This is a genomic window from Bifidobacteriaceae bacterium (genome assembly GCA_031281585.1).
Classification (GTDB): domain Bacteria; phylum Actinomycetota; class Actinomycetes; order Actinomycetales; family WQXJ01; genus JAIRTF01.
This window is the reverse complement of sequence record JAITFE010000030.1, coordinates 39,689-66,198: the sequence shown is the minus strand read 5'-3', so window position 1 is coordinate 66,198 and position 26,510 is coordinate 39,689. Positions and strand designations below refer to the sequence as shown.

The following is a 26,510-nucleotide window of genomic DNA, read 5'->3' as shown; positions in this document are numbered from 1 at the left end:
CTAGATCAGACAATTCAGGCAGCGGGTTTCGGCCGTGAGGCGCACCGCCGCGGCGGCCTCGACGCCAGCCCCGCTGACGCGCTCTCCAGGGTAATGGACTGGTACCGATAGACTTTTCGCTCGCCGGTAGTTGTCAAGGTTGGGGAGGTTCTTCGAGCATGATGGCCAAACGCAACTTGCAGCGCGAGCGTGAGCGCCGTAAGGCGCTCGCTCGCCAGCAGCGCATGATCGCAAAAGCCAAGCGTAGGCGGCGGAATCAGATTATCGCCGGGGTCACCGTCGCGGCGGTGGCGGTGGGCGGCCTGGCCGCCGTGATCATCACTTCGGCGCTGTCCGGACGCAACGACGAGCCCGCCGCGGCGCCTTCCGACACGGGCGCGGTCTACACGCCGGAACCCGATCCGACCGAGCCCGGGAACGGCAAGGCCACCTACACCGCCGTGCCGGACCCGTCGTTGGCGGAGGGACGCGAATGGACCGGCACCATGCAAACGTCGGTCGGGGAGATCGCGTTCACGCTTGACGGGGCGGCGGCCCCGCAAGCCACCGCGAACTTTGTCCAGTTGGCCCGCGACGGCTACTACGACGCCTCGTCGTGCCACCGGCTCACCACCGACGGCATCTTCGTTCTCCAATGCGGTTCGCTGACCGGCGACGGCACGGACAGTCCGGGTTATCAGTTCGGTCCGCTTGAGAACGTGCCCGAGGACGACGTGTATCCCCCCGGCACCATCGCCATGGCCCGCGCCGGAACCGAAGACTCCCAGGGGGCGCAGTTTTTCATCACATACCAGGAAAGCGTCATTCAGGGCGGATACAGTGTATTTGGGCATGTCACGTCCGGCCTCGAAGCAATCGAGGGCGTTGCCGCCTCAGGCACCGAAGACGGGGGCACGGACGGCCGGCCCGCCATAGCCGTGACGATCGATGGGATTGAACTACAGTGACCACCCCTGACCCCAGCGCCGCGCCGGTCACCCCGCCCGACCGCGCCGCTCCCCTGCCCATCCCCGAACCCCCGGCGTCTGAGGAGGCAGCCGCCGAACCGACGGAGCTAGCGCACGCCGACGATGCCGTCGCGCCGCTCCCAGCCCCGGAGCCCGAGCCGAACGAACCCGCGGCGGCGGACTCTGCGTCAGAGCCGACACCAGAGCCAGAGCCTACGCTTCCGGAAGCCGCAACCGAGGCGGCAGCCCCCGAAGCGGCACCAGAGCCCGAAGCGTCCCCCGAGGACGTGACCGACGACGCGCCGGAGCCCGAAGCCGCAACCGAGGCGGCAATCCCCGAAGCCGAACCCGAGACGGCACCCGAGGACGCGGCTGAGGCTGCGCCGGAGCCCGAACCCGACGCAGCGCTTCCAGAAGCCGCAACCGCTGAGGCCGAACCCGAGCCGGTGCCAGAGCCCGAGGCGGCACCACAGGCCGAGGCCGCGCCGGGGCCTGAGGCGGCAACCACTGAGGCCGAAGCGGCGTCTGAGGATGGTGCTGGGGCGGAACTGACGGCATCGGAGGCTGCGGCGCGACCGTCCTCCCCCGGTCTGCCCATTCCGAAGCCGGGGCCGCCCAGGCCCGGACCGCGACCGGGACCGGGGCCAAAGCCGGGAGGCGCGGCACCCCGACCTGTGGTGCCAGCCGCGCCGCCAACCCACGCCGACGAGGACATTGTCAAGGCCTCCAAATGGGGCCGGGTCGACCCAGACGGCACGGTGTTCGTAGTTGAAGGCAAATCGGAGCGGGCCGTCGGGCAATTCCCGGGCGTTCCGGCCGAAGAGGCGTTGGCTCTTTACGCGCGGCGTTTCCTGGACCTGGAGGCGCAAGTCAACCTGTTCGAGGCGCGCCTTGAGCAATTGACCCAACGCGACATCGACCAAACCCTCGCGAGCCTCAAACAGGCACTCGCCGAGCCGGCGGCCGTCGGCGACCTGGAAGGGTTGCGGGCCAGATACCGGGCGGTCAAGGCCAGCGCGGCCGTGGTGCGGCAACGCATCGAGGCCGACCGGGCGGCCGTCAGAGCCGAGGCGCTGGCCCAGCGAACGGCGCTGGTTGAGCGCGCCGAGGGCATAGCCGAGCAGCATCCCGACCAGGTCAACTGGAAGCAGGCCTCAATCGAGCTGCGGGAAATCCTGGACGTGTGGCGCGAGGCGCAACGCAACGGCCCGAAGATCGACCGTCCCACCGAAGACGAATTGTGGCGGCGGTTCTCACACGCTCGCACCAGCTTCGACCGCAAACGGCGGACTTTCTTCACCGAACTGGACAAACGCCAGGGCGCCGCGAAAATGGTCAAGGAGCAAATAGTGGCGGAGGCTGAGAAGCTCTCCGCCTCGCAGGATTGGGGCGAGACGGGGCGCGAGTTCCGCAACCTGATGGAACGTTGGAAGTCGGCGGGTCGGCTGTCCCGACGCGAGGACGATGCCCTGTGGCAGCGTTTCCGAGCCGCTCAAGACCGGTTCTTCAACGCGCGCGACGCGCAGCACGCGGCGAACGACGCGGAGCGGGAAGCCAACCTTGAGGCCAAACTGGCGATTGTGCAAGAGGCGGAGACGCTCCTCCCCATCCGCGACCTCAAAGCGGCCAAGGCCAAGCTCCGGGATCTGGAAGACCGGTGGGACAAGGTGGGGCATGTGCCCCGACGGGACCAGGACAGGGTCGAGGCGCGCATGAAGGCCGTCGAGGACACGATCCGCTCCGAAGAAGAGCGCAGTTGGCGGAAGTCGAACCCGGAGACAATGGCCCGAATGGAATCGATGACCAGCCAGCTCGAGGCGGTCATAGCCGGGCTCGAGCGGAAACTGGTCAAGGTTGAGGCCACCGGCGACCAAACCTCGATCGCGGCCCTCAAAGAGGACATCAAGGGGCGCCGCCAGATGCTCGACAACCTGCGTCAGTCAGCGGAACGCGGCTGGGAGTAGCCTCCGCCGGCTCAAATCCCGACAGTCTCGCGAATGACAACATCCGGGTCCGGCGCAAAGGCCATGGTTACCCTCCGGCCGGCGGAATTGACCACAGTCACGGCACTGCCATCCCTGATCATCGCATCGCCCACCCGTTCTGCCACGACCGCGACCATGGCCTCGAACACGGCGGCTGTGGCGCTCCGCCCGATCTGTCCCCGCCAAGCCCCGTCCGCCTGAACGCCAAGAGTCAGGAACGGCAAAGAGGCGACGTCCAGCCGCAGAGATTCGGGGGGCAGAGCTGCCACCAAGTCAGCCAGTGCGAGGTTTAACTCGTCACATAACTGATCGATCATGCCGTTAGCCTTGGCGCTGATCACCTGTCGTTCCTCCATCGATTTGAAGGACGAAAGGCCTGATCGCGAAGAGTAGAAAAGCTTTTGCGACACTCCCAGCAACAGACGGTACCGGGCCAGCATGCCCGGAGCCGCACGGAGCACAGACGGCAGGGCGAAGACCTCCTCGGGCCGAAGCCCCGCGGCCTCGAGCGGCGCCAGCGCCCCGACCGGCACATGGTGTTCCACCTCGCGTTCCAGCACGGATGGGTGCACGCCCGCCACGGCGGATTCCAGTCCGGAGCCAAGGGCCTTGGCTCGGTACTGCCTGAGGAACTCCTGCACAAAGACCTGTCGCCCCGGCGGGGGAAGCTAAACGACTGCACGGTGCCCTGCCTGCCGGTCATGGCCCGCGGCGGCCTTGGGCGTGGCGTCGATGAAGCCCTCGTCAAGCAAGCGGCTCCGGCTCATCGCCAGATAGTCCGGATGGAGTTCGATTCCCAGGAAACGACGGCCCAGCGCGCCCGCCACCAGCGCGGTCGTGCCGGAGCCCAAGAACGGGTCCAGCACCAAGTCGCCGACGTCTGTGCCGATTCGAAGACAACGTTCGACCAGTTCCGCGGGGAAGGTCGCGAAATGGCCTGCGGCGGCGCGACTGGGTTTGGTGGAAATGTCCCAGACGGTGCGCAACCGGCGCCCGCCCGGACCCTTGACGGCATCGACGTGGTACTTGTAACGCTCGGAACGGGAGAACAAGAAAAGCTGCTCGTGATCCCGTGTCGGCCGGTCCCGAACGCTCTCCGGCTGCGCGTTCGGCTTTCGCCAGATCACCTCCGACCGGAGATACCATCCGTGCTCCTGCATCGCCAAAGCAAGGCGCCACGGAACGCCAATGAGGTCCTTGTCCTTCAGGCCTTCAGGTGTGGGGGGACGCAAGCTCATGGCACGCGCCGGGTTCTTCTTGTCGGGAGCCCTCCAGCCTCGGTTGCCGGACGTGTACGAGTCGCCGATATTCAGCCAAAGCGTGCCGTCTCGCCTGAGGACGCGGAAGACTTGGTCGAACACATCGGCTAGATTCGAAACAAACGAATAGACGCTCTCCTCAAGCCCGATCTGCCCGCTGATCCCATAGTCGCGCAGGCTCCAATACGGCGGCGACGTGACCACCGCCTGGACCGACTCCGGCGGGAGACTTGACATCACGGCCAACGCGTCGCCGCACACCAAAGCCGAATGGTCGAGTGCGCGGCGATAGTTGGCGCCAACCACATGATCCACCGTGACGAACTGGGGAGCGCGCAGCGGCACCGGCCGGGAGGCCCCTTCGACGGAGGAACTTGGAGTCATGGCGCAAGGTTACCGTTGTGGTCTGACACCCTGACCCAGGCCGGGCCGGCTTGGGCCGCCGTCAGTCGAACTCGATGGCTTCAAACGTCACGTCGACCGCCGGCCGTCCGTCTGAGCCGCCGTCGGCGGTGCCTGCGGCCGCCACGTCTTCGATCGCGTCAAGTCCGGACGTGACCCGCCCGAACACGGTGTAGCCGCCAGGGATGACGCTCTCCTCGTAGGTGATGAAGAACTGGGCGCCCTGCGAGTCTTCCGCGGAAGCGCGTGCCATGGCGATGACTCCGGGAGGGTAGACGCCGTCCTCCGGGACGTTTTCAAGCGGGCCGAACTGGTAGCCGGGGCCGTCGGTGCCATCCCCGGTCAGCGAACCGCACTGGAGGACGAAGATGCCCGCGGTGGTGAGCCGGTGGCAGGAGGAGCCGTCGTAGTAGCCGTCGCGGGCCAGCTGGATGAAGTTGGCGGTCGCCTGCGGGGCGGCGGCGCCGTTAAGGGTGAACTTGATGGCACCAATCGAGGTTTCCATGGATCCGGTCCACTCGCGGCCTTCGGCCAGGGCCGGATCCGGCACGCCCGAATAGACGGGCTGCTGGCTGGCCGCCTTGGTCCGCTCCGCGTCGGGGGTGGCTTCAACGGTCGGGTCGGGAGCCTCGTAAACCTCCGAATACGGCTCCGAACTAACGACCGGGTTCCATGGGGCCCGGAGAGCGAGAACCACGGCGGCCGGCGCAATCATCACGAGGACGAAACCCAGGAGGGCGCCCACGCCCGCGCTCTTCGCGCTCCGGGGCTTTGACTCGCGCCACACCACGAACAAGACCAGCCCCACAATTGGGACGAAGAAGCCGAGAACGGCCCATCCAAAACCGCCCCGGTCGGCGGGCGGCGGCGGCCCCCAACCCGGCTGCTGCTGGTGGGGCTCGTACGGCGGGTAGGGCTGTTGGGGCTGATAGTCACCCATTTGCGGCCTCCTCGTGACGAAATGGTTGCCTGGAGCTTTGACCCAAAGATTACAGCGTCCACCTGAGCTTATGGCTCCGGCGACGCGGTGCGGCCCCCTATACTCGCATCCGTGGGAACGGTGCCCAGAGACGCGGCGGCGCCGCTGCGCGTGTTGATCTTCGGTTCGTGCGTGTCGCGGGACGTGTTCGAGCACCTGGGACCCGAAGACGGGATCGAGTTGGCTGAATACGTGGCCCGGTCTTCCCTGGTCAGCGCCATGTCGAAGCGCCCGTTCACGGGGGTTGACACCGCCGCCATCGAGTCCGCGTTTCGCCGCAGCCGGGTGGAGTGGGACCTCGGTTCCACCAAGCTCAGACAACTGGTGAGGGATGGGGATTTCGACATCCTGCTGATGGACCTGATCGACGAGCGCTACCCGCTGTTCCAGCGCGGCCGGGAATGCTTCGCCACCGTGACCGACGAGTTTCGCGAGTCGGGCTTTCAGCGCGGCGCCGAACGCGACATCGGCGCCTATTCGGATGAGCGCTTTCAGCTCTGGCAACGGGCTTGGCGCCGCTGGGTGCGCCTGCTCCGACGCGCGGGGGCGCTGGGCAAACTGCGCGTGGGGCGGGTCTATTGGTCAACCATGGTGTCCAAGACCGTCCCGTACCCCCCGGCCGCGGCCGACCCGAACGGGTACCGCCGAGTCAACGACTCCTTGGACCAGATGTACCGGCACATGGCCCGCGACCTCCGGCCGGAGCAGTTCTACCGCTACCCGGAGGCGGCGTTGTACGCGGCGGAGAACCACAAGTGGGGCAGCGCGCCGTACCACTGGGGCCCCGCCTACGAGGAGGCGCTGAAAGCGCACCTCCTGGCCGAACGCTGACCCGCGTAGGCGGAGCCTGACCGCGCCCGCCGCGGCGGCCGCAGCGGGGCCGCGACCGGGGCTCCACACCTTCCCTAACTGCGGAATCGGCCTGGCCGCTGGATAGACTTGGCGCCATGAAGGCGAGACTTGGCGACCCCGGCAGGCGGGCGGTCGCCCTGATGGCGGGCTTGTGGGGGACGGTGGCCCTGAACACCACGCTGGTGCGGCAGACGTGGGGCGGATTCCAATACCGCACTCAAACCACCTGGGCCCCGGTGGCCCTTGACGGCCAGTTCACGGGGAACAACGTCTTCCTGTTGGCCGTTTGGGCAGGGTTGACCCTGGTCGCCGCCCGCGCGCTAAAGGTGACGGGCCGGGCCACCCGGCTGACAGCGGCCGGACTGGCCTTGGCCGCGGCCGCCTCGGAGACGGTGGGCGCGGCCGTCAACTGGGACAACTCGGTCCATCTGCTCGTCGCGTCGCCGCTTCAACTCGGCAAGGCCGTTATCCATTTGACGGGCTATTGGGTCATCTTCTACACCGTCTTCGCGCTCATTCTCGACGCCGCCCTCAGGTCCAACACCAAGTGGACAAAGGCCGCCTCGGGCGCCTGGCGGTGGCTGCGCGGCCAATGGCAGAGCCATCCCAAGCGCTTCATCCTGGGCGTCTGGTTGGTGTTGTGCGCAAGCCGCGTGCCCTATTTCCTGGCCTGGTACCCGGCGGTCCTCCCGGTGGACGCCCAGGTCCAGTTGTCAATGACCATTGGAGGCCGGCCCCTGCTCGACCTTCACCCCTTGGCGCACACGCTGCTGCTGGGCCTGTTCGGCAAGATCGGCGTGGCGCTCGGTTCGGCCACGTTGGGCCTGGGCCTGTATTCGGCGTTCTTGATCATGGCCTCAAGCGCGGCGTTCACCTACGCGGTGGTGGCGCTGAAGCGCTGGGGGGTGCGCCCGACGGCCGTGCTGGGCGCCGGCGCGTTCTTTGCGCTCTGCCCGCTCTTCGCCATGTACTCCGTCAACGCGCTCAAGGACGTGCCTTTCGCGATCGCCATCATGTGCCTGGTCACGGCCCTGATCGAGGTGCTGCGGAGGCGCCCGGCGCCGCCAGGGTGGGGGCCGTGGCTGGCGTTGACCGCCTTCGCGCTGATGGTGGTGTTGTGGCGCTCGAACGGGGTCCACGTGCTCGCGCTGTCGTTCCTTTTCCTGGTGGCCTTGGCGAAGGGCCTGCGGCGTCAGTTCCTGGCCGTGGCGGCCGTCAGCGCCGTGGTTTACTGCGTGGTCACCGGGCCCGTTTACGACGCGTTGGGGGCGGTCCACGGCGACTCCACGCGGGAGACCCTGTCCCTGCCCGCGCAGCAAATCGGCCGGGCGGTTCACGAGCACGCGAACGATCTGACCCCGCGCGAACGCGAGTTGGTCGAGGCGTTCTTCTCCGTCGAGACCCGTGTCTCCGTCGGGCGGGAGTTCAAGGACACCTACTACCCCCGCCTCAGCGACGCCGTCAGGTTGCAGATCGACACGGAGTACTTCAAGACCCACTTGGACGATGCCGTGTGGCTCTGGGCCGACCTTGGCCGCAAGTATCCCAAGTCGTACGTCAACGCCACCCTGGCCCAGACTTTCGGCTATTGGTATCCGGAGGCGATTGAGGCGGCCAGCCAGATGTACATAGCCGACAACCCTTGGGGCATCTCCGAGGAGGACTCGCTAGCGCCTGGCCTGCGCAAGGCCATGTTCTGGGCTTCCCTGGGCAGCCCCCGGCCCGTGCCGGTGTTGTCCATGGCGTTTTCGATCGGCTTCTACTCCGGCGTCCTGGTGTTGGCGGCGGCGGTGCTGGCGCTCAAGCGCCGCCAGCGCCTGCTTCTGGCGATGACGCCGCTGCTCGGCATCTGGGGCAGCACCCTGCTCTCGCCTGCGTTCGCCGAGTTCCGCTACGTCCTGGGCTTGGCGCTGGCCGCGCCGGTGGTGGCGCTGGCGGCCTGGTACGCGCGGCCGCGGCCGAAGGCGGCCTCAGAGGTGGTGGCGGCCGGAGCCCGTGATGCGGTAGGCGTCGAAGACGCCGTCGACCCGCCGGATGGCGGACAGGACCGCGTCCAGGTGTGACGTGTCCGCCAGTTCGAAGACGAAGCGGTTGATGGCGACCCGGTCCTTGGTGGTGGACACCTCGGCGGACAGGATGTTGACGTGGGCCTCTGAGAGGGCCTTGGTGACGTCTGACAGCAGGTGATGGCGGTCTAGGGCCTCGACCTGGATTTGGACCAGGTAGGAGCCCTGGGCGTGGTCGCGCCACTCGACGTCCACGATCCGCTCGGGGGACTGCTTTTCCGCCTCCAGGATGTTGGAGCAGTCGACCCAGTGGACCGAGACCCCAGAGCCGCGCGTGATGAAACCAATGATCTTGTCGCCCGGCACGGGGGTGCAGCAGCGGGCCAACTTCACCCACACGTCGTCCACCCCGTGGACCACCACGCCCGGGTCGCCGCTGGCGCCGGCCGGGCTGAGGCGGTGCGACAGGCCCGGCCGGGAGACCTCTACCAGGTCCTCCTCGTTGCCGGCCTCGCCACCCAGGGAGGCCACCAGTTTCTCCACCATTGAATGGGCGGAGTAGCGGCCCTCCCCGACCGCCGCGTACAGGGCCGAAACGTCGGGGAAACGCAGCTCGTTGGCCAAGGCCAGCAGCGTCTCATGGGACATGAGCCGCTGGATCGGCAGGTTCTGCTTGCGCATCTCCTTGGCGATCTGGTCCTTGCCCCGCTCGACGGACTCCTCGCGCCGCTCCTTGGTGAACCATTGCCTGATCTTGTTGCGGGCCCTGGGCGACTTGACGAACACCAGCCAGTCCCGCGAGGGGCCCTGGTCGGGCGTCTTCGAGGTGAAGATCTCCACCACGTCGCCGGTTTGCAGTTCGGTGTCCAGGGCCACCAGGCGGGAGTTGACCCGCGCGCCGACCGTCCGGTGGCCCACCTCCGTGTGGACGGCGTAGGCGAAGTCAACCGGGGTGGAGCCGGACGGCAGGGCCAGCACGTCCCCCTTGGGCGTGAACACGTAGACCTCGGCCCGCCCGATCTCATAGCGCAACGAGTCGAGGAACTCCCCCGGGTCCTGCGTCTCGCGCTGCCATTCCACCAGTTGGCGCAGCCAATCCATCTCCGTGCCGCCGTTGGCGGTCGAATGGGCGCCCTCCTTGTACTTCCAGTGGGCGGCCACGCCGTATTCGCTGCGCCGGTGCATCTCGTGGGTGCGGATCTGGATTTCGACCGGCTTGCCGGACGGTCCGATCACCGTGGTGTGGAGCGACTGGTACATGTTGAACTTCGGCCGGGCGATGTAGTCCTTGAACCGCCCCGGCACGGGGTTCCAGCGGGCGTGCATGGCCCCCAGGGCCGCGTAGCAGTCCCGCACGGAGTCCACCAGGATGCGCACCCCCACCAGGTCGTAGATGTCGGTCAGGTCGCGTCCCCGCACAATCATCTTCTGGTAGATCGAGTAGTAATGCTTGGGCCGCCCGGTCACCACGCCTTTGATCTTGTTGGCCCGCAGGTCGGCTTTGACCTGCTCCGCCACCACCCGCAGGTATTCGTCGCGGGCGGGTGCGCGCTCCGCCACGACCCGCACCACTTCCTCGTAGACCCTGGGGTGCAGGGTGGCGAAAGACAGGTCCTCCAGCTCCCATTTGATCGTGTTCATGCCGAGGCGGTGGGCCAGCGGGGCGTAGATCTCCAGGGTCTCGCGGGCTTTCCGCTCCGCCGACTCGGCCGAGACGTACTTCCAGGTCCGCGCGTTGTGGAGGCGGTCCGCCAACTTGATCAGCAAGACCCGGATGTCCTTGGCGGTGGCGATCACCATCTTACGAACGGTCTCCGACTGGGCGGCCTCGCCGTACTCCACCTTGTCGAGTTTGGTGACGCCGTCAACCAGTTGGGCGATCTCGTCGCCGAATTCGCGTCTGAGCTCCGTCAGCGAGTAACTGGTGTCCTCGACCGTGTCGTGGAGGAGCGCCGCCGCCAGCGTGGACGGGGTCATCCCGAGTTCGGCCAGGATGGTCGCCACCGCGACCGGGTGGGTGATGTACGGCTCGCCGTTCTTCCGCGTCTGGCCCTCATGCACGCGTTCCGCGACCGCGTAGGCCCGTTCGACCAGTTCGGTGGAGGTCTTGGGGTGGGAGGCCCGGAGGGCGGCCAGCACCGGCTCGAGCGCGGCGGGCGCGGACTGGTGCGCCCGAAAACCCGGCAACCATGACAGCGGCCTGGTGTGGACGCCAGACTCCACCTGCGGTTTGGCGGTGGTGCCGGCGTCTGTCATGCGCCAATTGTAGAGCCGCTCGCGACGGGACCCGCCGCTTTGCGCCATCGGCGCACGCCAGACGGAGTGTCAGCGCCCGCCGGTCCTCTTGGGGAACGTCACGTGGTCCAGATGCATTCCAGGTCGCGGCCCGGCAGTTTGGCCCGGCCGCCCAGGAAGGACAACTCGATCAGGAAGCTCATCCCGATCACCTTCGCGCCGGCCCGCTCCAAAAGGTCCGCAGCCGCGGCGGCGGTTCCGCCGGTGGCCAGCACGTCGTCCATGATGACGACCCGGGCGCCCGGCGGAATGGCGTCCTCGTGCATCTCCAGAGACGCCTCGCCGTATTCCAGGGCGTATGACTCCCGCAGGGTCACTCCTGGGAGCTTGCCGGGCTTGCGCAACGGCACAAAGCCCAGGCCAGCGTGGAAGGCCGCAGGCGCGGCCACAATGAAGCCGCGCGCCTCAATTCCGACCACCAGTTCGCAGCCGACCCGCTCCAGGAAGTCCGCGAGGTACTCGATCACCTGGCCAAAGGCGTACGAATCCGCCAGCAAGGGCGTGATGTCCTTGAACACAACCCCCGGGGTGGGGAAGTCGGGGATGTCGCGGCAGTTCGCCTCGACCAGGTCGCGGACCTGCTCCCGCGAGATCAGGTTCACGTCCCTCACCGCTCCGAACGGGTCTTGCGGCGCGGTTGGGCCTCATGGCCCCGGTGCTCCCCGGCCCGCATGGCTCCGATCCCGGAGATCGCCGCCGTGCCGATCCCCGTGTCCGCCCCGGCCGCGATCGCGGCCGCGCGCTTCGCCAGCACCCTCTCGGCGTGATCCCGGATCCGGCTCTCCCGGTTGCGGAGCAGCACCTCCAGCGGGGTCGCCAGGAAGATGGACGAATAGGTGCCGGCGGCCATGCCGACGAACAAGGCCAGCGAGATGTCCTGCAAAGAGGACGGCCCCAGCAGAGCCCAGCCGATGAACAGGATGGCCCCGACCGGCAGCAGCGCCACCACCGAGGTGTTGATCGACCGCACCATGGTCTGGTTGACGGCCAGGTTCGCCGCCTCGCCGTACGTGTACTGCGACTGGTCCAGGACGCCGTCGGTGTTCTCGCGGACCTTGTCGAAGACCACCACCGTGTCATACATCGAGTAGCCCAAGACGGTCAGGAAGCCGATCAGGGTGGCGGGGGTGACCTCGAAGCCGACCGCGGCGTAAACCCCGACCGTCACCAGCAAGTCGTGGATCAAGGCCGTGATCGCGGAGACGGCCATCGCCCAGTTGCGGAAGTAGAGGATCATCGCGACGGCCACCAGCACCAGGAAGATGATCGAGCCGCGGAGGGCTTTGCCGGAGACGTCCGAACCCCAGGAGGCCGAAACCATCTGGTTCGACACGTCCTCGATCGGCACGTCGTACGCGTCGGCCAGCGCCGACTTCACGCTCTGGGTCTCGTCAGCCGACAGCTTGCCGACCTGCACCCGCACGCCCCCGTCGCCGAGCGAGGTCACCTTGGGCGAGGCCTCCCCGCCCAACGCCTCCCGCACGGCGTCCAGAGCCGGGCTCTGATCGGTCGAGGAGGTGCCGACCACCCTGAACTCGGTGCCGCCCACGAACTCCATTCCGAGCGTCAATCCCGGTTTGAACAGCAGAAACACGCAGACAACCAGCACGGCTGCGGCTATGCCCAGCCAGATCCTGATTTTCGGCACCACCGAATAGGACCGCCGGCCGGTGTAGAGGTCGTTGCCCCATTGCGAGAATCCCTTAGCCATCGCTATCGCCCCCTTCCGGCTCGTCGCCGGCTTGTCGGGCCCGCTCCGCCGCGCGCCGCTTGCGTTCGGCAATTGACAGGCCGGCCTCGCCCGGCACCTTCTTCGGCGCTTTGCCTCCGGCCGCCTTGGCGTCCGATGCCGTCTCGGGCGCCACGCCCTCAACCTCCGCCTGGTCCAGCCCGGTCGAGGCGCCCGCCTCGTCCTCGTCTTCCAAAACTGCCACGGCGGAACGGCCGCCCTTGCCGCCAGCCGCCAAGACGGCATCGGACGGAGCTGAGAAACGTCCCCGGCCCTTGTAGCGGACCGCACCCGGAGCGCCCAGGCGGAACGGGTCGAGCCCGGACCACGGGTGGCCGTCGCCCCAGAAGCGGGTCTTGACCAGTAGCGACACAATGGGATGGGTGAACAGCATCACGACCACCAGGTCCATGACCGTGGTCAAACCCAGGGTGAAGGCGAAGCCGCGCACGCCGCCCACGGCGACCATGTAGAGCACAATCGCGGCGATGAAGTTGACGCCGTCCGAGGCCAGAATGGTCCGCCGGGCCCGCAGCCAGGCCATCTCCACCGCCAGGCTGATCGAGCGGCCGACGCGCAACTCGTCGCGGATGCGTTCGAAGTAGACGATGAACGAGTCGGCGGTTATGCCGATCGCCACGATCATGCCCGCCACGCCCGCGAGCGACAGGCGGTAACCCTGCACCCAGCCGAGCAGAACAATGGTGCCGTAGGAGATGCCGATCGCCAGGATCAGCGACAACACGGTCACCATGGACAGGGCGCGGTATTGGAAGAACGAGTAGATGGCGACCAGGATCAAGCCAACCAAGCCGGCCCAGAGGCCAATCTCCAGTTGCTCCGACCCGGCGGTCGCCGAAATCTGGTCCTGCGACTGGACTATGAAGTTGATCGGCAACGAGCCGAAGGACAACTGGTCGGCCAGGGTCTTGGAGCTTTGCTGGGTGAAGGAGCCCGAAATCTGGGCCGTGCCGGTCAGGATCGGGTCATTGCAGACCTCCGGGGCGGAGATGACCACGTCGTCCAGGACGATGGCGAATTGCCGCTTCGGGTCTTCGGCGTTTGCTTTGCAGGCCGCGTCGAGCTTGGTGGTGACCTCGCCGAACTGCTTGCCGCCAGCCGAGTTGAACTCAATGTCGACCACCCATTGGCCGGTGGTGTTGCCCTGTTGGGTGGTCGCCATGCCGTTGTTGGCCTTGGTCAACTCCGAGCCCTGAACCATCACCGGACCCAGGATGTACGCCGCCGAGCCCGCGTCATCGCAGGTCACCAGCGGCTTGTCGGGATCGGACGGCACGTTGCCGCGGGATGAGCCGACCATGTCGCAGTTGATGATCTCGGCGACCGTTTGGGCTTTGGCGGCCTCCTCGCTGACGCCGCTGGCGGTCTTGGAGGCGACGGTCGACTCGGCGCCATCAAGCAGCGTGGCGTATTCCTCGGCCACCGCCGCGTACACGACCGCCTCATCCAGGCCGTTCTCCAGCCGCGCGGTGTACGCGGGGTCTGGCGGGACCGGCATGTTGCCGGTCGAGGCGTCGACCTTCGAGGTCGGGGTGGGCGCCGGGGAGGGGCTGGCCGCCGATGCCGTCGGGCTGGGCTCCAGGCTCGGGGTCGCCTCGGCGGTCGCCTCACCTTCGGCAGGGGTTTCGCCTTCAGCCGGAGTCTCGCCGTCGGTCGGGGTTTCGCCGTCGGTCGGGGTTTCGCCGTCTTCCCCTTCGGCGCTGGGCTCCGGCGCCGGCGTGTAGGAGGGGTTCGGGTAGTAGCGGCTAGACCAAGCGTCTTGTTGGGTCGGGGTCGCGTTCGCCACATACAACACGGTGCGGAAGGTCATCTTCGCGGACTTCGTGACCAGGTCCAGTTGGTCTTGGCTGGGGTTGCCGGGGATCGAGACCACAATGTTGGAGTTGCCCTGCCGGGCGACCTCCGTCTCGGCCACACCCGACGCGTCAACGCGCGACCTGATGATCTCTTGCGCCTGGTCGAGCTGTTCGCTGGTGACCTGGGCGTTGGATTCGGAGGCCTGCGGGGTGAGGACCAGCTCGGTGCCGCCTTCAAGGTCGAGGGCGAACTTCGGCACAAAGTCGGTTTTGCCCGCCGCCGTGCCGATCCCGATCGCTCCGAACAGGGCGACCACCAACACGACCAGCACCAACAGGGTGCGGCCGGGCCGGGCCTTTCGTGAGTGTGTAGCCACCAGTGTGCTTCTTCCTTGGATGAATTGCGGGGGCGAACCGAAGGGTTTACTTGCCCTTGTCTTCCGGTTCGGGTTCGTCCTCTTCGGGTTCGGCGGGAGCGGGCGCGTCTTCGATTTCCGGCGTTTCGTCTGCCTCAATCTCCTCGTCCTCATCGACGGGGTAGGGCTCGGTCAAATTGGCCCATTCCTCATCCGAGACGACCGACTTGATCGCCCGGCGGAGATACGCGGACTCGTCGCCGCTGGGCGACATCAGCGTCACCACGTCGCCGCTGAGCCCCGTGATGACCCCGATCATGCCGCCCACGGTCATAACCCGTTGGCCCACGTCCAGCGAGCGGCGGAAGTCGCCCTGCTGCTGCTGCTGCTTCTTGTTGCGCCGCGACATGAACCACATCACCAGGATCATTCCGGCGATGAAGATCAGCATTACGTAGCTGCTGCCGCCTCCCCCGGCTGGCGCAGCCGGCTCGTCGGCGGCCAGCAGGACGGCATCGGAAATAGTCAACGAAAACACTCCTCAGTCAATGGGATGCGAAAAAAGACATACGTCCGGGGTGAGTCTAGGGGACTTCGGCACGGCGCGCACACTGTCGGGCCGAAAGCGGCCATCCCATTTCGCTGGCGGCTCATTTCTGTGTCACCTGGACTCCTGGGGCGGGGGTTCGCCTGGGCTGGATTCGACCGAGAGGTCGGGGCGCAGCAAAGAGATCTGTTGGTGCGGGGCCGCCTGTCCGGCGGGGCGCTCCCCCAGGTGGGCGTAGGCGTCGGGGGTGGCGAGCCGGCCGCGCGGGGTGCGGGCGATCAGACCCTCGCGCAGAAGGAACGGCTCCACCACGGTCTCGATCGTGTCCGGCTCCTCGCCCACTGCGGCGGCCATGGTGGTCAATCCGACCGGTTGCCCGGCGAAGCGGCAGACCAGGACTTCGAGGATCGCGCGGTCCAAACGGTCCAGTCCGCGCTGGTCGACTTGGTAGACGGCGAGGGCGGCCAGGGCGGCGTCCAGGTCGGCAACACCGCTGCCGCGCACTTCGGCCCAGTCCCGCACTCTCCTGAGGAGGCGGTTGGCGATCCGGGGGGTGCCGCGGGAGCGCGAGGCGACCTCGGCGGCGGCCTCGGGTGTGACTTGTAGGTCGAGGAGGGCCGCCGAGCGCACAATCACCCGTTCCAGTTCCTCGGCCGAGTAGTAGTCGAGTTGGCCGGTGAAACCGAACCGGTCCCGCAAGGGGGCCGGCAGCAGTCCCGCCCGGGTGGTGGCGCCGACCACCGTGAAGGGGGGCAGGGTCAGGGGGATGGCGTTGGCGCCGGGGCCTTTGCCGACCACGACGTCCACCCGGAAGTCCTCCATGGCCACGTAGAGCATCTCCTCGACGGGGCGGGCGAGGCGGTGGATCTCGTCAACAAAGAGGACTTCTCCCTCTTCGAGCGAGGTCAGGACGGCGGCCAGGTCGCCGGCGTGCTGGATCGCGGGGCCCGAAGTGACCCGCATCGAGACTCCCAGTTCGGCGGCGATAATCATGGACAGGGTGGTCTTGCCGAGTCCGGGCGGCCCGGACAGGAGCACGTGGTCTGGCGGCATGCGCCTAGCTTTGGCCGCCTCCAAGACCAGTGAGAGCTGGTCGCGGACCACCTTCTGGCCGACGAATTCGCCCAGGTTCTTGGGCCGCAGGGCGGCTTCGATGGCCCGCTCGGTCCCGGACGCACCGGGCGAGAGGGCTTCGCGCGAAAGTGGCTCCTCAGTCATGGCGCAACCCCCTTCGGGGCCGGATCGGAAATGGGGACGGTTCCTGTTTCCGGCGTGCCGGAAACAGGAACCGTCCCCATTTCCGTCATCGGGTGGCCCGCAATCGTTGAAGGGCGGCGCGGAGGAGCCCGGCCACCTCGGTGGGCGCGCCTGGGTCGGCTTGGGCGGCGGCGACGGCCCCGGCGGCCGCCTGCGGGTTGAATCCGAGTTGCACCAGGGCGGCTTGTACCTGTTCGGCCAGGGGGCTGGCCGCGGGGCCGGCCGATCCGGGCACTCCCCCGCCGGGGGCGGCGGGGGCCAGTTTCCCGGCCAGCGAGATGACGAGCTTCTGGGCGCCTTTGCGGCCAATGCCGGGCACCTTCGTCAGGGCGGTCACGTCCTCGGCCGCGACGGCCCTGGTCAGGCCGTCCGCACCCAAGGCCGAGACCAGAGCGATCGCCAGCTTGGGGCCCACTCCGCTGGTGGACTGGACAACAACGAAGACGTCGCGCTCGGCGGCATCGGCGAACCCGTAGAGCGTCAAGGAGTCCTCGCGGACCACCAGGTGGGTCAAGACGGTGGCCTCCTCGCCTTGACGCAGTTGGTCGCGGGCGGCCGGGGTGAGGGTGACGGCCAGGCCCACGCCGCCGCAATCCACAATGGCGGAGTTGGCGGTCAAGGAAAGAACGGGGCCGCGAAGCGAGGCGATCACGCGACCACCTCAGGCTTCCGGCTGGCGGCGGCATCCACGCGCGGAGCCGGCACACGAGGCGAGGCGACCGCGCGGCCACCCCAGTCTTGCGCTAGACGGCGGGCGGGGAAGAGCGAGGCGATCATGCGGCCACCCAGGTCTTGCGGCCGCGGCGGGCGGCGCGGGCGGCCTCGACCCAGGCCTTTTGGGCGGGGGTAGCGGCCTGGCCGGTGGGGCTGAGGGTGGAGGGACGCCAGGCGTGGCAGATGGCGAGGGCTAGGGCGTCGGCCGCGTCGGCGGGGGTGGGCGGCTTGTCCAGGGAGAGGAGGCGGGTGACCATGTGTGCGATTTGCTCTTTCGGGGCGTCGCCGTTGCCGGTCACGGCGGCTTTGACCTCGGTGGGGGTGTGGAGGGCGACCTCGACCCCGCGACGGGCGGCTTCGACCATGGCGACGCCGCTGGCCTGCATGGTGCCGGAAACCGTGTAGGCGTTGTGTTGGGCGAAGACCCGCTCGATCGCGACCGCGTCCGGCCTTAGGCGGTCGATCCATTCCCCCACCGCGTCGGCGATCGCGAGGAGGCGGCGGTCCACGGTGTCATCCGGCGGGCTGGTGGCGGTCCCGAATTCGACCAGGCTGACGCGCCGGCCCGGCTGCGAATCGATCACGCCCAGGCCGCAGCGGGTCAGGCCCGGATCGACCCCCAGCACGCGCATGGGCGGTTACTCCCCCATCGCTTCGGCGATGACCTCGTCGCTGGCGTCGAAGTTGGTGTAGACGTTCTGCACGTCGTCCGAGTCTTCGAGGGCGTCCACCACGCGCAGGATCTTCTTGACGCCTTCGGCGTCCAGGGACACCTCCATCGAGGGTACGAACTGCACCTCCGCCGAGTCGTAGTCGATCCCAGCCGCTTGGAGGGCCTGGCGGGTCGCGAGGAGGTTCTCCGGGGCGGTGATGATCTCGAAGCCGCCGTCTTGGGGGGTGACCTCTTCCGGGTCGGCTTCCAGCACCGCGTCGAGGACCGCGTCCTCGTCAAGGCCGGGGGCGGCCGGGACCTCGATGACCCCCTTGCGGGAGAACATGTAGGCGACGGAGCCCGGGTCTGCCAGGGAGCCCCCGTTGCGGGAGAGTGCCAGGCGGATGTCGGATGAGGCGCGGTTGCGGTTGTCCGTCAGGGCCTCGACCAGGACGGCGACTCCGCCGGGTCCGTAGCCTTCGTAAATGATCGACTGGTAGTCGGCACCGCCGCCTTCGGCCCCAGATCCCCGTTTGACGGCGCGGTCTATGTTGTCGTTCGGGACGGAGGACTTCTTGGCCTTCTGGATCGCGTCGTAAAGGGTTGGGTTCGCCGCTGGATCGCCCCCGCCGGTGCGGGCGGCGACTTCAATGTTCTTGATCAGTTTGGCGAACAGTTTGCCTCGCTTGGCGTCGATCGCGGCCTTCTTATGCTTGGTGGTGGCCCACTTCGAGTGACCCGACATAGAACGCTTCTTCCCCTCTTTTATCCAGCTAAAACCTTGGGTCAGTCTACCGGGGCTGTTTGACGCCGCATGGCCGACACACGCCCGCCAACGGTGACCACCCTCCGGCCCAGGCCAGGGCCGCTCCCCGGTTCCGTCGGGGCGCGACCGCCCGTTGGCCCCGCCTGCCGCCAAGCGGTGCCCGGCCGCCGCCGAACCTGCCCAGCGCGCGCGGCCCCGCCCGAGGAGTTCCCCTTGGCGCCGTGCCGCTCCCCGGTTCCGTTGGGGGCCCGACCGCCCGTTCGCGCCGTCATTGGACGGCCTGCTGACGTTCACGGAACCCGTTGCCCTGCGCGCGATGGATCTCGCCCTCAGGGGCGGCGGCCGGGCCGGAAGACCCTTGGGCGGATTGGGGAAGGGCGCCGAGCATTTCGAGTTTCAGCCTGATGCGCCCGTTCAGGAGCGGCTTGCGTTCCGGGTCGACCCGTGCTGGGGGTATCACGACCGGATGGTGGTGCACCGGGTCGATTTCGATCCGCCACCGTCCCGGGTCGTCAGCTCCGGGGCGCCACGGCGTTCCGTCCGGCAGCTTCCGGGCAGGTTCCACGATCTTGTGATGCACGGCGCAGCAGAGGGCCAGATTGTCCAGGCTGGTCGAGCCTCCCAACACCCATTTATGCAGGTGATGGGCCTGGCAGCCGCTCGCCGAGACTCCGCAGCCGGGAAACACGCAGCCGTTGTCCCGCTCTTCCAACGCGATCCGGAGCGCCTTTGGCACCCGGCGGGTGGCCCGTCCCACATCGAGGGGTTGGCCGAACGAGCCGCGCAAGACCGCGATCCATTCGCTGTCGCAGGCGGCCTGGTCGAGAGCCGACGGGGCCAGCGGTTCGCCGCTTTCCTGAAGCGTTCCCTCAAGGGCGCCTGAACGCAAACCCTCCTCGGTCATGGTGACCACGAACCGGGCGGGCTTTCCGACCTGCAGCGGGGCCTCCACGCCAGGGTCGTAATCCATGATCGCCTCCAGCGCATCCATCACCGAAGCCGCAAACGGCTCCGCCTCGAGGCCGCCACCGGCCAGCGGATCCCAAGACGCGCCACCCGCGCCGCCACCGGTCGCCGGATCCCACACGTTGCCGTCCTCGCCGCCGGTCGCTGGATCCTCCCGCCTGCCGCTGCTCACCGCATCCTGCGAGTTGTTGCTCGCGGAGCCACCAGCCAAGGGACCGAACGATCCGCTGCCCGCGCCCTCGTCGGCCGGGTCATGCCTGCCCTGGGCTTCGCCGTTGGGGGCACCGTTGGTGGAGTCGGTGCGCGCCCGGCGGACGGCCAGTGCGGCGCTTTCCAGACGGGCTTTGATCCGCAGGCCCGCCTCGATTGTGCAGCGCCCCCGGATGATCATTGTCTGGCCGTCGCGTTTGAACGAGAGGAACCGCTCTTTGAACGCCTTCTCATGGTCGCGGTCCAGCCGGTCGGCCCGGTCCCCGCCCACGCCTGCCTCCTGGCGGGCCTGGTCGACCAGTCGCCGGGCTTTCAGCCCCAGCTGTCTTGCGCCGAGCCGGCGGGCCTCTGCGACCAGCAGGGTTTCCGCTTCCCGCAACGCCGCATCGCCCAATATGTCAACGGGGAAGTCCGCGAGTTCACGCGCGCAGGCCTCCGCCTGCGCCGGGGAAATCTCACCCCGCTGAGTCGCCAGGCTCATCACTTCGAACGGCCGCAGCACCTCGCCTTGTTTCACGAGTTTGCGGATTTCCGCCGGCGAGAGCCTGTGCTTCATCCGGAGATGCGACTCCACGTCCACGCCCTCCGTCTTCGCGGCCGCGCCCCGGCGCCTCACTTCCTCAGACAGCGCCGCCGCCAGCGATCCCGACCGCTTCGACAACTCCACCAACCCATCGAGATTCGCCAACAACCGCGCGGCATCCAATCCCGACCGGTCTGTCGAGGCGAACTCGTCCAGCGCGGTGGCGCACATCGCCAACCTGGAATCTGCCAGGCTCCGCCAATCTGTGGGCGTGCCGCCGTTGCCCAGCGCCTTCGCGGGCGATGGGCCGCCGCCCCCAGCTTCACTTCGAGGGCCACAGCCAAGTCCATCCTGGCCACCGCTTGAGCCGAATCCAGGCGGATCGCCCGCGTCAGCGCCGGAGGGGGTGCCGACGCCGGAACCAGATTGGCCGCGGCCACCGGACCAACCGTCGCCGCCCAGGTCAAACTTGTTCTGGCCCCTTGCGGCGAACCCAGGCGCGGTGCCCGCGTCACGCCCGGGGTGTCCTCCGAGCCGACCGTCGCCGCCGCCCAAGCCAGAATCGTCTTGGCAAACCGGGCCGAACCCGTGGCGGGTGCCGACAGCCGCCTGCGCGGGCAGGTCGTTCGCGACCGGCCCGGCCGCGCCTCGAGGGGAAGCCACCGTTTCCGAGCCCAGCGGCCACGGGCGAGCGGATGCAATAGTCGCAGTAGCCATGATCAGTTTCCGGCCGCGCGTTTGCGTGAAAACGCCCAGCCGGTGCAGCCCGCAAGCGACCCTTGAGAGCTGTTCGAATGGCTAACCATCATACACATATGCTAGTCCCTGTCGGGTCTGAAGTCAATGGGCTGAGCGAAGAAAGTCGACCGAAAACCTGCGCGCCGTCCTGGTGCCCGAACGGCCCGGCTGCTCCGATGCCTCGCCTTCCGACTGCTCCGATGCCCCGCCCTCCGGCTGCCCCGAAGCCTCGCCTTCCGGCTGCTCCGACGCCCCGCCCTCCGGCCGGGTCAGAGCAGCGGTCCTCGATCACCGCGGCCATCCCCGCCGCGTCGGCCGCCCCGACTACTGCGGCCACCCCGGCGAGGCGAGCGCGACGGAGTGGGGAAACGGGGTGGAACCAGACGGCATCGGCGGTCATGAGAACAACCTAGAACGCGCCTCTGACAACGTTCCCACCAGCCAAAACGGCGGTGTTGCCGTCGCGCTCCGGGCGGCACGGACCGACCGGCCACGCGGACCGGAAGGCCCGGCGGCGGAGCCGGGGGCCACGGGCTCGGGGGACGGCGTGGGCTGGAGCGGGACCCGTCGCCGGTGTCCCGGAGCCCGCGCGACCGGGCGGCGGCGCGTGTCAGGCGGCCCGCCCTTGTGATGCACAATGGACTGATGCATGCCCCGGGCTCTCAACACGCCGCTAAGGCCTCGGGCCACAAAGCTTCGGGGCGTCGGGCGGATATTCAGTGGCTCAGGGCGTTGGCCGTCTCCTTGGTCGTGGTGTACCACCTCTGGCCCGGCGTCCTGACCGGCGGGTACGTCGGAGTCGACATTTTCTTTGTGATCTCCGGGTTCTTGATCACCGGCGGACTGGTGGCGCGGCCGCCCGGGACCTGGCGCGACGTGGCCGACTTCTGGGGCCGGCGAATCAGACGGCTGCTGCCGGCGTCTTTCCTGGTGATCATCGCGACAGGCGTGGCGGCGTGGTTGGTCGGGCCGCCGTCGGCTTGGGTGCAGACCGCCCGCGATGCCGTGGCCGCCGCCGTGTACGCGGAGAACTGGAACCTATGGCAGCAGTCTGCGGACTACCTGGGCCGCGGCGGGACCCCGTCCATTTTCCAGCACTTCTGGTCGCTCAGCGTTGAAGAACAGTTCTACGTGTTCTGGCCGGTGATGATCCTGGCCGTCGCGGCGGTGTGGCGGCGGGCACAGAAGCGAAGCTCCGGGATCAGCGTGAGGCGGCCGGTCGCGTGGGCGGTCGGGGCGGTCGCGACCGTGTCCTTCGGGCTGTCGGTCTGGATGACCGCGCGCGACCAGGCCGAGGCCTATCTAGTGACCCAAACAAGGATGTGGGAGCTGGCGCTCGGCGGCCTGCTGGCCTGCTTCTGGCCCTGGCTGGAGTCCCGACTCGGGCGGCGTCCGGGCGTCCGCGCCGGGATGGTGGCCGTGGGGCTGGCGGCCATGGTCGCCGCCGCGGTCGGGTTCACCGACGCCACAGCCTTCCCAGGTTGGGTGGGGCTCCTGCCGACCGTGGGCGCCGCGCTGTTCATAGCCGGCGGGCGCAACCGCACGACCAGCCCAGCCCAAGGCCGGGCACCCGTCGCCGGTGACGTCGCCGCGACGGGGCGGGCCGAGGCTGGGGCGACGCCCGACACGCGGGGCGGGGCTGCGCCGAACCCGAACCTTGCCGGGCGGACGGTCACGGGCGACGGTGTCGACGGCATCGACGGCCTGCTCAACCGCTTCTGGTCGTTCCGGCCAATCCAATACCTGGGCGACATGTCCTACTCCGTCTACCTGTGGCACTGGCCTTTGATACTGCTCGCGCCGAACGTCCTCGGGCGCAATTTGACCGTCGGCACAAGCCTGCTGGTGGTCCTGGGCACCCTGGGAATTTCGGCCGCGTCCTACGAATTGGTCGAGAAACCGTTCCAACGCTCGCGGTGGATGCGGGCCCGCCTTAGACGCACTTTTGTTCCGGCGGTCGCCGGAATGGCGGCCATCTCCGTGGCCGGGGCCGTCCTGTACATCACAGTGCCCGCGGCGATAAAGCGGTCCATCGCCGCAGACCGGGAGCACGTCCGCGAGAGCCCATGCATGGGCGCTCAGCGAATCCTGGACCCCGGCTGCGCCAGCGGCCAGCCCGATGAGGAAACCGGTCCCTACCCCAACCCGCGGTTCGCCTGGTTCGACCACTCGCCCGCCTACGACAATGGGTGCACCCGGCATTGGACCAACCCAACGCCCGCCAAGTGCCGGTACGGGTTGCTGGAGGGATCGGGGGGTAACGAGGTTGTGCTTTGGGGGAATTCGCACGCCGTCCAATGGCTGCCGGGATTGGAGCGGATAGCGGACGAACTCCAGTTGGGCATCACCACCCGGCTGTCATCTTCGTGTTTTCCAAGGGCACCGGGAAGCAGATTCGATCCGCTAACCGAAAGCAGCCCGTGCGTGGACGTGACGTCGCAGGAGCTTGACGCGATCCGCGCTAGCCGTCCCGACCTGGTGGTAGTGACCAACAGGGCGAGCTCGCCCCCGCAACTGCACGAGCTGGCGGTCGAATCCGCCCGCTGGGTTCTTGAACAGTTGACGGACGCGCAGATCAAGGTGCTGTTGATCAGAGACATTCCCCGCGAGCCGTCGAATCGCAGCATCCCCGACTGCCTGGCGGCGAACGGCGGCCAACCCGACCGTTGCGCCGGCCCGCAGGAGAGCTGGATTTTCCCGGATCCCTGGGCCGACGCGGCGGCGGAGATGGGATCCGATTTGATCGAAGTGGTCGACTTCAACAACGCCATCTGCGACGGCGAAGTCTGCACCGGACTGGTCGGTTCGGTGGTCGCCTACTTCGACGACGACCATCTTTCGATCACTTTCGTTGAGACCCTTGCCCCGCAGCTTTCTGCGGCAATTGAGGGCGCGCTGGCTCGCTGACCGTCTTTCTTGGGCTCCCAAGCGGAGGGTCTTCTCGCTCAGCTAGATCCACGGGCCCTCGCAGCCCAGTCCGCGTGGGTCGGCGCAGCGGTCCCCGGCCGCCCCGGCCGGGGCACCGGCGGCCGCGGGATTGGAGGCGGTGTGAGACGGAGTGGAACCCACCTCCGATGTCCCGGAGCCCGCGCAACCGGCCGGCGGCGTGTGTCAGGCGGCCCTTTCTTGTGATGCACAATTGACTGGTGCACGCCCTGGCCACCCAACACACCGCCAAAGCCTCGGGAGCGAAAGCTTCGGGGCGCCGGGCGGATATTCAGTGGCTCAGGGCGTTGGCCGTGTCCTTGGTCGTGGTGTACCACCTCTGGCCTGGTGTCCTGACCGGCGGGTACGTCGGCGTGGACATCTTCTTTGTGATCTCCGGCTTCTTGATCACGGGCGGATTGGTGACGCGGCCGCCCAAGACTTGGCATGACGTGGCCGACTTCTGGGGCCGGCGAATCAGACGGCTGTTGCCGGCGTCTTTCCTGGTCATAGTCGCCACAGGCGTGGCGGCGTGGTTGGTCGGGCCGCCGTCGGCCTGGGTGCAGACCGCCCGCGACGCCGTGGCCGCCGCCGTGTACGTGGAGAACTGGAATCTGTGGCACAAGTCGACGGACTACCTGGCCCGCGGCGGGGTGCCGTCGATTTTCCAGCACTTCTGGTCGCTCAGCGTGGAAGAACAGTTCTACGTGTTCTGGCCAGTTCTGATGCTGGCCGTGGTTGTCTTGTGGCACCGCAAGGACCACGGGGGCGACACGGCCTCTGTGCGGCTGCCTATCACCTTGGTGGTCGGCGCGGCGGCGGGCGTTTCCTTTGCGCTGTCGGTGTGGATGACCATTCGGAACCCGGCCGAGGCCTATTTGGTCACGCAGACCCGCGTTTGGGAACTTGCGCTGGGCGGCTTGTTGGCCTGCTTCTGGCCACGCCTTGAGGACCGACTAGCCCCGCACCCGACGATGCGCGCAGGTGCCGTCGCCGTGGGGCTCGTCGCCATGATTGCCGCCGCCGTGTGGTTCTCCGACGCCACGCCCTTTCCCGGCTGGGTCGCGTTGCTGCCGACTGCGGGTGCAGCCCTGTTCATAGTTGGCGGACGCGCCCCGACAGACCTCCGCCCGCGCGCGAAGGCCCCCGAGTTGGGCAATGACAAGTTGGGAGAGCATGTATCAAGCCTCCAGGTAAAGCCTGACATCGATCCAAATGGCATCGACCGCTTCTTGAAGCACTTCTGGTCACTCCGACCAATCCAATACCTGGGCGACATGTCCTACTCAGTCTATCTGTGGCACTGGCCCCTGATGCTGCTCGCGCCCTACGTCCTGGGGAGCGAACTCTCCCTTGGCACCAGCGCCCTAGTCATCCTGGCCACCCTTGGGCTCTCGGCGGTCTCCTACGCGTTTGTGGAGCAGCCATTTCAGCGTTGGCGCTGGATAAGGAGCCGCCCAAAGCGCACCTTTGTGCCTGCCGTCGCCAGCATGGCCGTGCTCGGCCTGGTTGGTAGCGGTGTTTACGTCGGCGTAGAGAGCACGGGCATGTCCGAGGTCGCGTCCGCGAGGGAACACGTCCGCCAAAGCCAGTGTTTGGGTGCCCAACGCATCCTGGACCCGACCTGCGCCGTGACCGGTACAGCTGACGAGGCGGGGCCCTATCCCGACCCCAGATTCGGGTCGCTTGACCAACCGACAGCCTTTGGTGATGGTTGCACCCGACACTGGGACGACCCGTCGCCGCACCGATGTCGGTACGCCCTGCCAGAGGAATCGGCGAAATGGGAAGTCGTCCTCTGGGGCAATTCACATGCAGTGCAGTGGCTGCCTGGCCTGCAACGTTCCGCACGTGACCTGGACTTGGGAATCACGACTTGGTTGTCTTCGGCGTGCTTTCCAAGAGCGCCAGGAGGCAAGTTCGACGCATTGACTTTCCGCGATGAGTGCGTTGATGTCACCGAGGAGGAACTCGACGCTATCCGCGCCCATGAACCGGACCTTGTGGTCTTGTCGAATAGAGTCGAGGCACCCCCTGACAAGTACGATTTGGCCGTCGAATCCGCAAGCTGGGTCCTTCAGCAGCTAACGGAGGCAGAGATGAAGGTGATCGTGATTAGGGACAATCCTCGCGAACCTGCGGAACGAAGCATTCCGGACTGCCTCGCCCTGAACGCCGACCGCATTGACCGCTGCAGCGGGCCAAGAGAGGATTGGCTTTCCCCGGATCCTTGGGTCGATGCGGCAGCGGCCTTTGGGCCGGACTTGGTCGAGGTCCTCGACTTCACCGATGCGATCTGCGGCCGCGAAGTCTGCCGAGGCATCGTGGGCTCTGTCGTAGCGTATTTTGATGACGATCATCTGTCGGCCACTTTCGTCGAAACCCTTGCCCCGCAACTGTCAGCGGCGGTTCAGGGCGCGCTGGCTCGCTGACCGCCTTCTTGCGGTTCCGGAGGGGGAAGGCCTTTACACCCGGGTTGGGGCATATAGTGGACCACGGAACGCAAGAAGACACCAAACGCGGCATACCCCTTGTCGCGGCCGACGGCGAGATTTGGTGGTCCCCGACTTCAGAACCCCAGGAGG

18 protein-coding genes and 1 pseudogene are annotated in these 26,510 nt (G+C 67.7%); 6 read left to right on the top strand and 13 right to left on the bottom strand.

The annotated features are described in order from the left end of the window. The first annotated feature begins 158 nt into the window (after nucleotides 1-158). A complete protein-coding gene (locus LBC97_03065) occupies nucleotides 159-947 on the top strand; it encodes a peptidylprolyl isomerase (GenBank protein ID MDR2565037.1) in 789 nt (262 codons plus the stop codon). After that, complete coding sequence (locus LBC97_03060) at nucleotides 944-2,911, top strand: DUF349 domain-containing protein (protein MDR2565036.1); 1,968 nt, start codon at nucleotides 944-946, stop codon at nucleotides 2,909-2,911. The genes LBC97_03065 and LBC97_03060 overlap by 4 nt, the downstream gene beginning before the upstream one ends. Before the next feature lie 11 nt (nucleotides 2,912-2,922). On the opposite strand, the gene LBC97_03055 is transcribed toward LBC97_03060, so the two are convergent. From LBC97_03055 to LBC97_03045, 3 genes are all read right to left on the bottom strand, one after another. Next, nucleotides 2,923-3,573 (bottom strand): XcyI family restriction endonuclease, encoded by a 651-nt coding sequence (locus LBC97_03055; protein MDR2565035.1) that lies wholly within the window; start codon nucleotides 3,571-3,573, stop codon nucleotides 2,923-2,925. A 27-nt stretch (nucleotides 3,574-3,600) separates the two neighbouring features. After that, nucleotides 3,601-4,575: a site-specific DNA-methyltransferase gene (locus tag LBC97_03050; protein MDR2565034.1), complete on the bottom strand. Its 975-nt coding sequence runs from the start codon at nucleotides 4,573-4,575 to the stop codon at nucleotides 3,601-3,603. Nucleotides 4,576-4,636: 61 nt separating this feature from the next. After that, the gene (locus tag LBC97_03045; GenBank protein MDR2565033.1) at nucleotides 4,637-5,533 is read right to left on the bottom strand and encodes a peptidylprolyl isomerase; all 897 of its coding nucleotides are present in this window, start codon (nucleotides 5,531-5,533) and stop codon (nucleotides 4,637-4,639) included. Between the two features lie 111 nt (nucleotides 5,534-5,644). Here LBC97_03045 and LBC97_03040 point away from each other — a divergent pair, with 111 nt between their 5' ends. Together LBC97_03040 and LBC97_03035 are read left to right on the top strand one after the other, a co-directional pair. Beyond that, on the top strand, nucleotides 5,645-6,403 hold the full coding sequence (locus LBC97_03040; GenBank protein ID MDR2565032.1) for a DUF6270 domain-containing protein: 759 nt from the start codon (nucleotides 5,645-5,647) through the stop codon (nucleotides 6,401-6,403). A gap of 116 nt (nucleotides 6,404-6,519) precedes the next feature. Continuing rightward, entirely contained in the window at nucleotides 6,520-8,487 is a 1,968-nt protein-coding gene (locus LBC97_03035) for a DUF6020 family protein (GenBank protein ID MDR2565031.1), read from the top strand. Here LBC97_03035 and LBC97_03030 read toward each other — a convergent pair. From LBC97_03030 to LBC97_02985, 10 genes and pseudogenes are all read right to left on the bottom strand, one after another. Further along, nucleotides 8,395-10,578, bottom strand: a pseudogene (locus LBC97_03030) (bifunctional (p)ppGpp synthetase/guanosine-3',5'-bis(diphosphate) 3'-pyrophosphohydrolase). The gene LBC97_03035 and the pseudogene LBC97_03030 sit on opposite strands and share 93 nt — an antisense overlap. Before the next feature lie 206 nt (nucleotides 10,579-10,784). Then, entirely contained in the window at nucleotides 10,785-11,327 is a 543-nt protein-coding gene (locus LBC97_03025) for an adenine phosphoribosyltransferase (protein ID MDR2565030.1), read from the bottom strand. 5 nt (nucleotides 11,328-11,332) lie between these two features. Then, a complete protein-coding gene (gene secF / locus LBC97_03020; GenBank protein ID MDR2565029.1) occupies nucleotides 11,333-12,436 on the bottom strand; it encodes a protein translocase subunit SecF in 1,104 nt (367 codons plus the stop codon). After that, nucleotides 12,429-14,648: a protein translocase subunit SecD gene (gene secD, locus LBC97_03015; GenBank protein ID MDR2565028.1), complete on the bottom strand. Its 2,220-nt coding sequence runs from the start codon at nucleotides 14,646-14,648 to the stop codon at nucleotides 12,429-12,431. The genes secF and secD overlap by 8 nt, the downstream gene beginning before the upstream one ends. 46 nt (nucleotides 14,649-14,694) lie before the next feature. Next, nucleotides 14,695-15,156, bottom strand: a complete 462-nt coding sequence (gene yajC / locus LBC97_03010) for a preprotein translocase subunit YajC (GenBank protein ID MDR2565027.1) — start codon at nucleotides 15,154-15,156, stop codon at nucleotides 14,695-14,697. A gap of 132 nt (nucleotides 15,157-15,288) precedes the next feature. After that, on the bottom strand, nucleotides 15,289-16,392 hold the full coding sequence (ruvB, locus tag LBC97_03005) for a Holliday junction branch migration DNA helicase RuvB (protein ID MDR2565026.1): 1,104 nt from the start codon (nucleotides 16,390-16,392) through the stop codon (nucleotides 15,289-15,291). A gap of 85 nt (nucleotides 16,393-16,477) precedes the next feature. After that, a complete protein-coding gene (ruvA, locus tag LBC97_03000) occupies nucleotides 16,478-17,083 on the bottom strand; it encodes a Holliday junction branch migration protein RuvA (GenBank protein MDR2565025.1) in 606 nt (201 codons plus the stop codon). A gap of 121 nt (nucleotides 17,084-17,204) precedes the next feature. Continuing rightward, nucleotides 17,205-17,777, bottom strand: a complete 573-nt coding sequence (ruvC, locus tag LBC97_02995; protein ID MDR2565024.1) for a crossover junction endodeoxyribonuclease RuvC — start codon at nucleotides 17,775-17,777, stop codon at nucleotides 17,205-17,207. 6 nt (nucleotides 17,778-17,783) lie between these two features. After that, nucleotides 17,784-18,542, bottom strand: a complete 759-nt coding sequence (locus LBC97_02990; GenBank protein ID MDR2565023.1) for a YebC/PmpR family DNA-binding transcriptional regulator — start codon at nucleotides 18,540-18,542, stop codon at nucleotides 17,784-17,786. 289 nt (nucleotides 18,543-18,831) lie between these two features. Next, on the bottom strand, nucleotides 18,832-20,493 hold the full coding sequence (locus LBC97_02985) for a DUF222 domain-containing protein (protein ID MDR2565022.1): 1,662 nt from the start codon (nucleotides 20,491-20,493) through the stop codon (nucleotides 18,832-18,834). Nucleotides 20,494-21,645: 1,152 nt separating this feature from the next. On the opposite strand from LBC97_02985, the gene LBC97_02980 reads away from it, so the two are divergent. Next, the gene (locus LBC97_02980; protein MDR2565021.1) at nucleotides 21,646-23,907 is read left to right on the top strand and encodes an acyltransferase; all 2,262 of its coding nucleotides are present in this window, start codon (nucleotides 21,646-21,648) and stop codon (nucleotides 23,905-23,907) included. Between the two features lie 239 nt (nucleotides 23,908-24,146). Continuing rightward, on the top strand, nucleotides 24,147-26,357 hold the full coding sequence (locus LBC97_02975) for an acyltransferase (GenBank protein ID MDR2565020.1): 2,211 nt from the start codon (nucleotides 24,147-24,149) through the stop codon (nucleotides 26,355-26,357). Nucleotides 26,358-26,510: the final 153 nt, after the last annotated feature.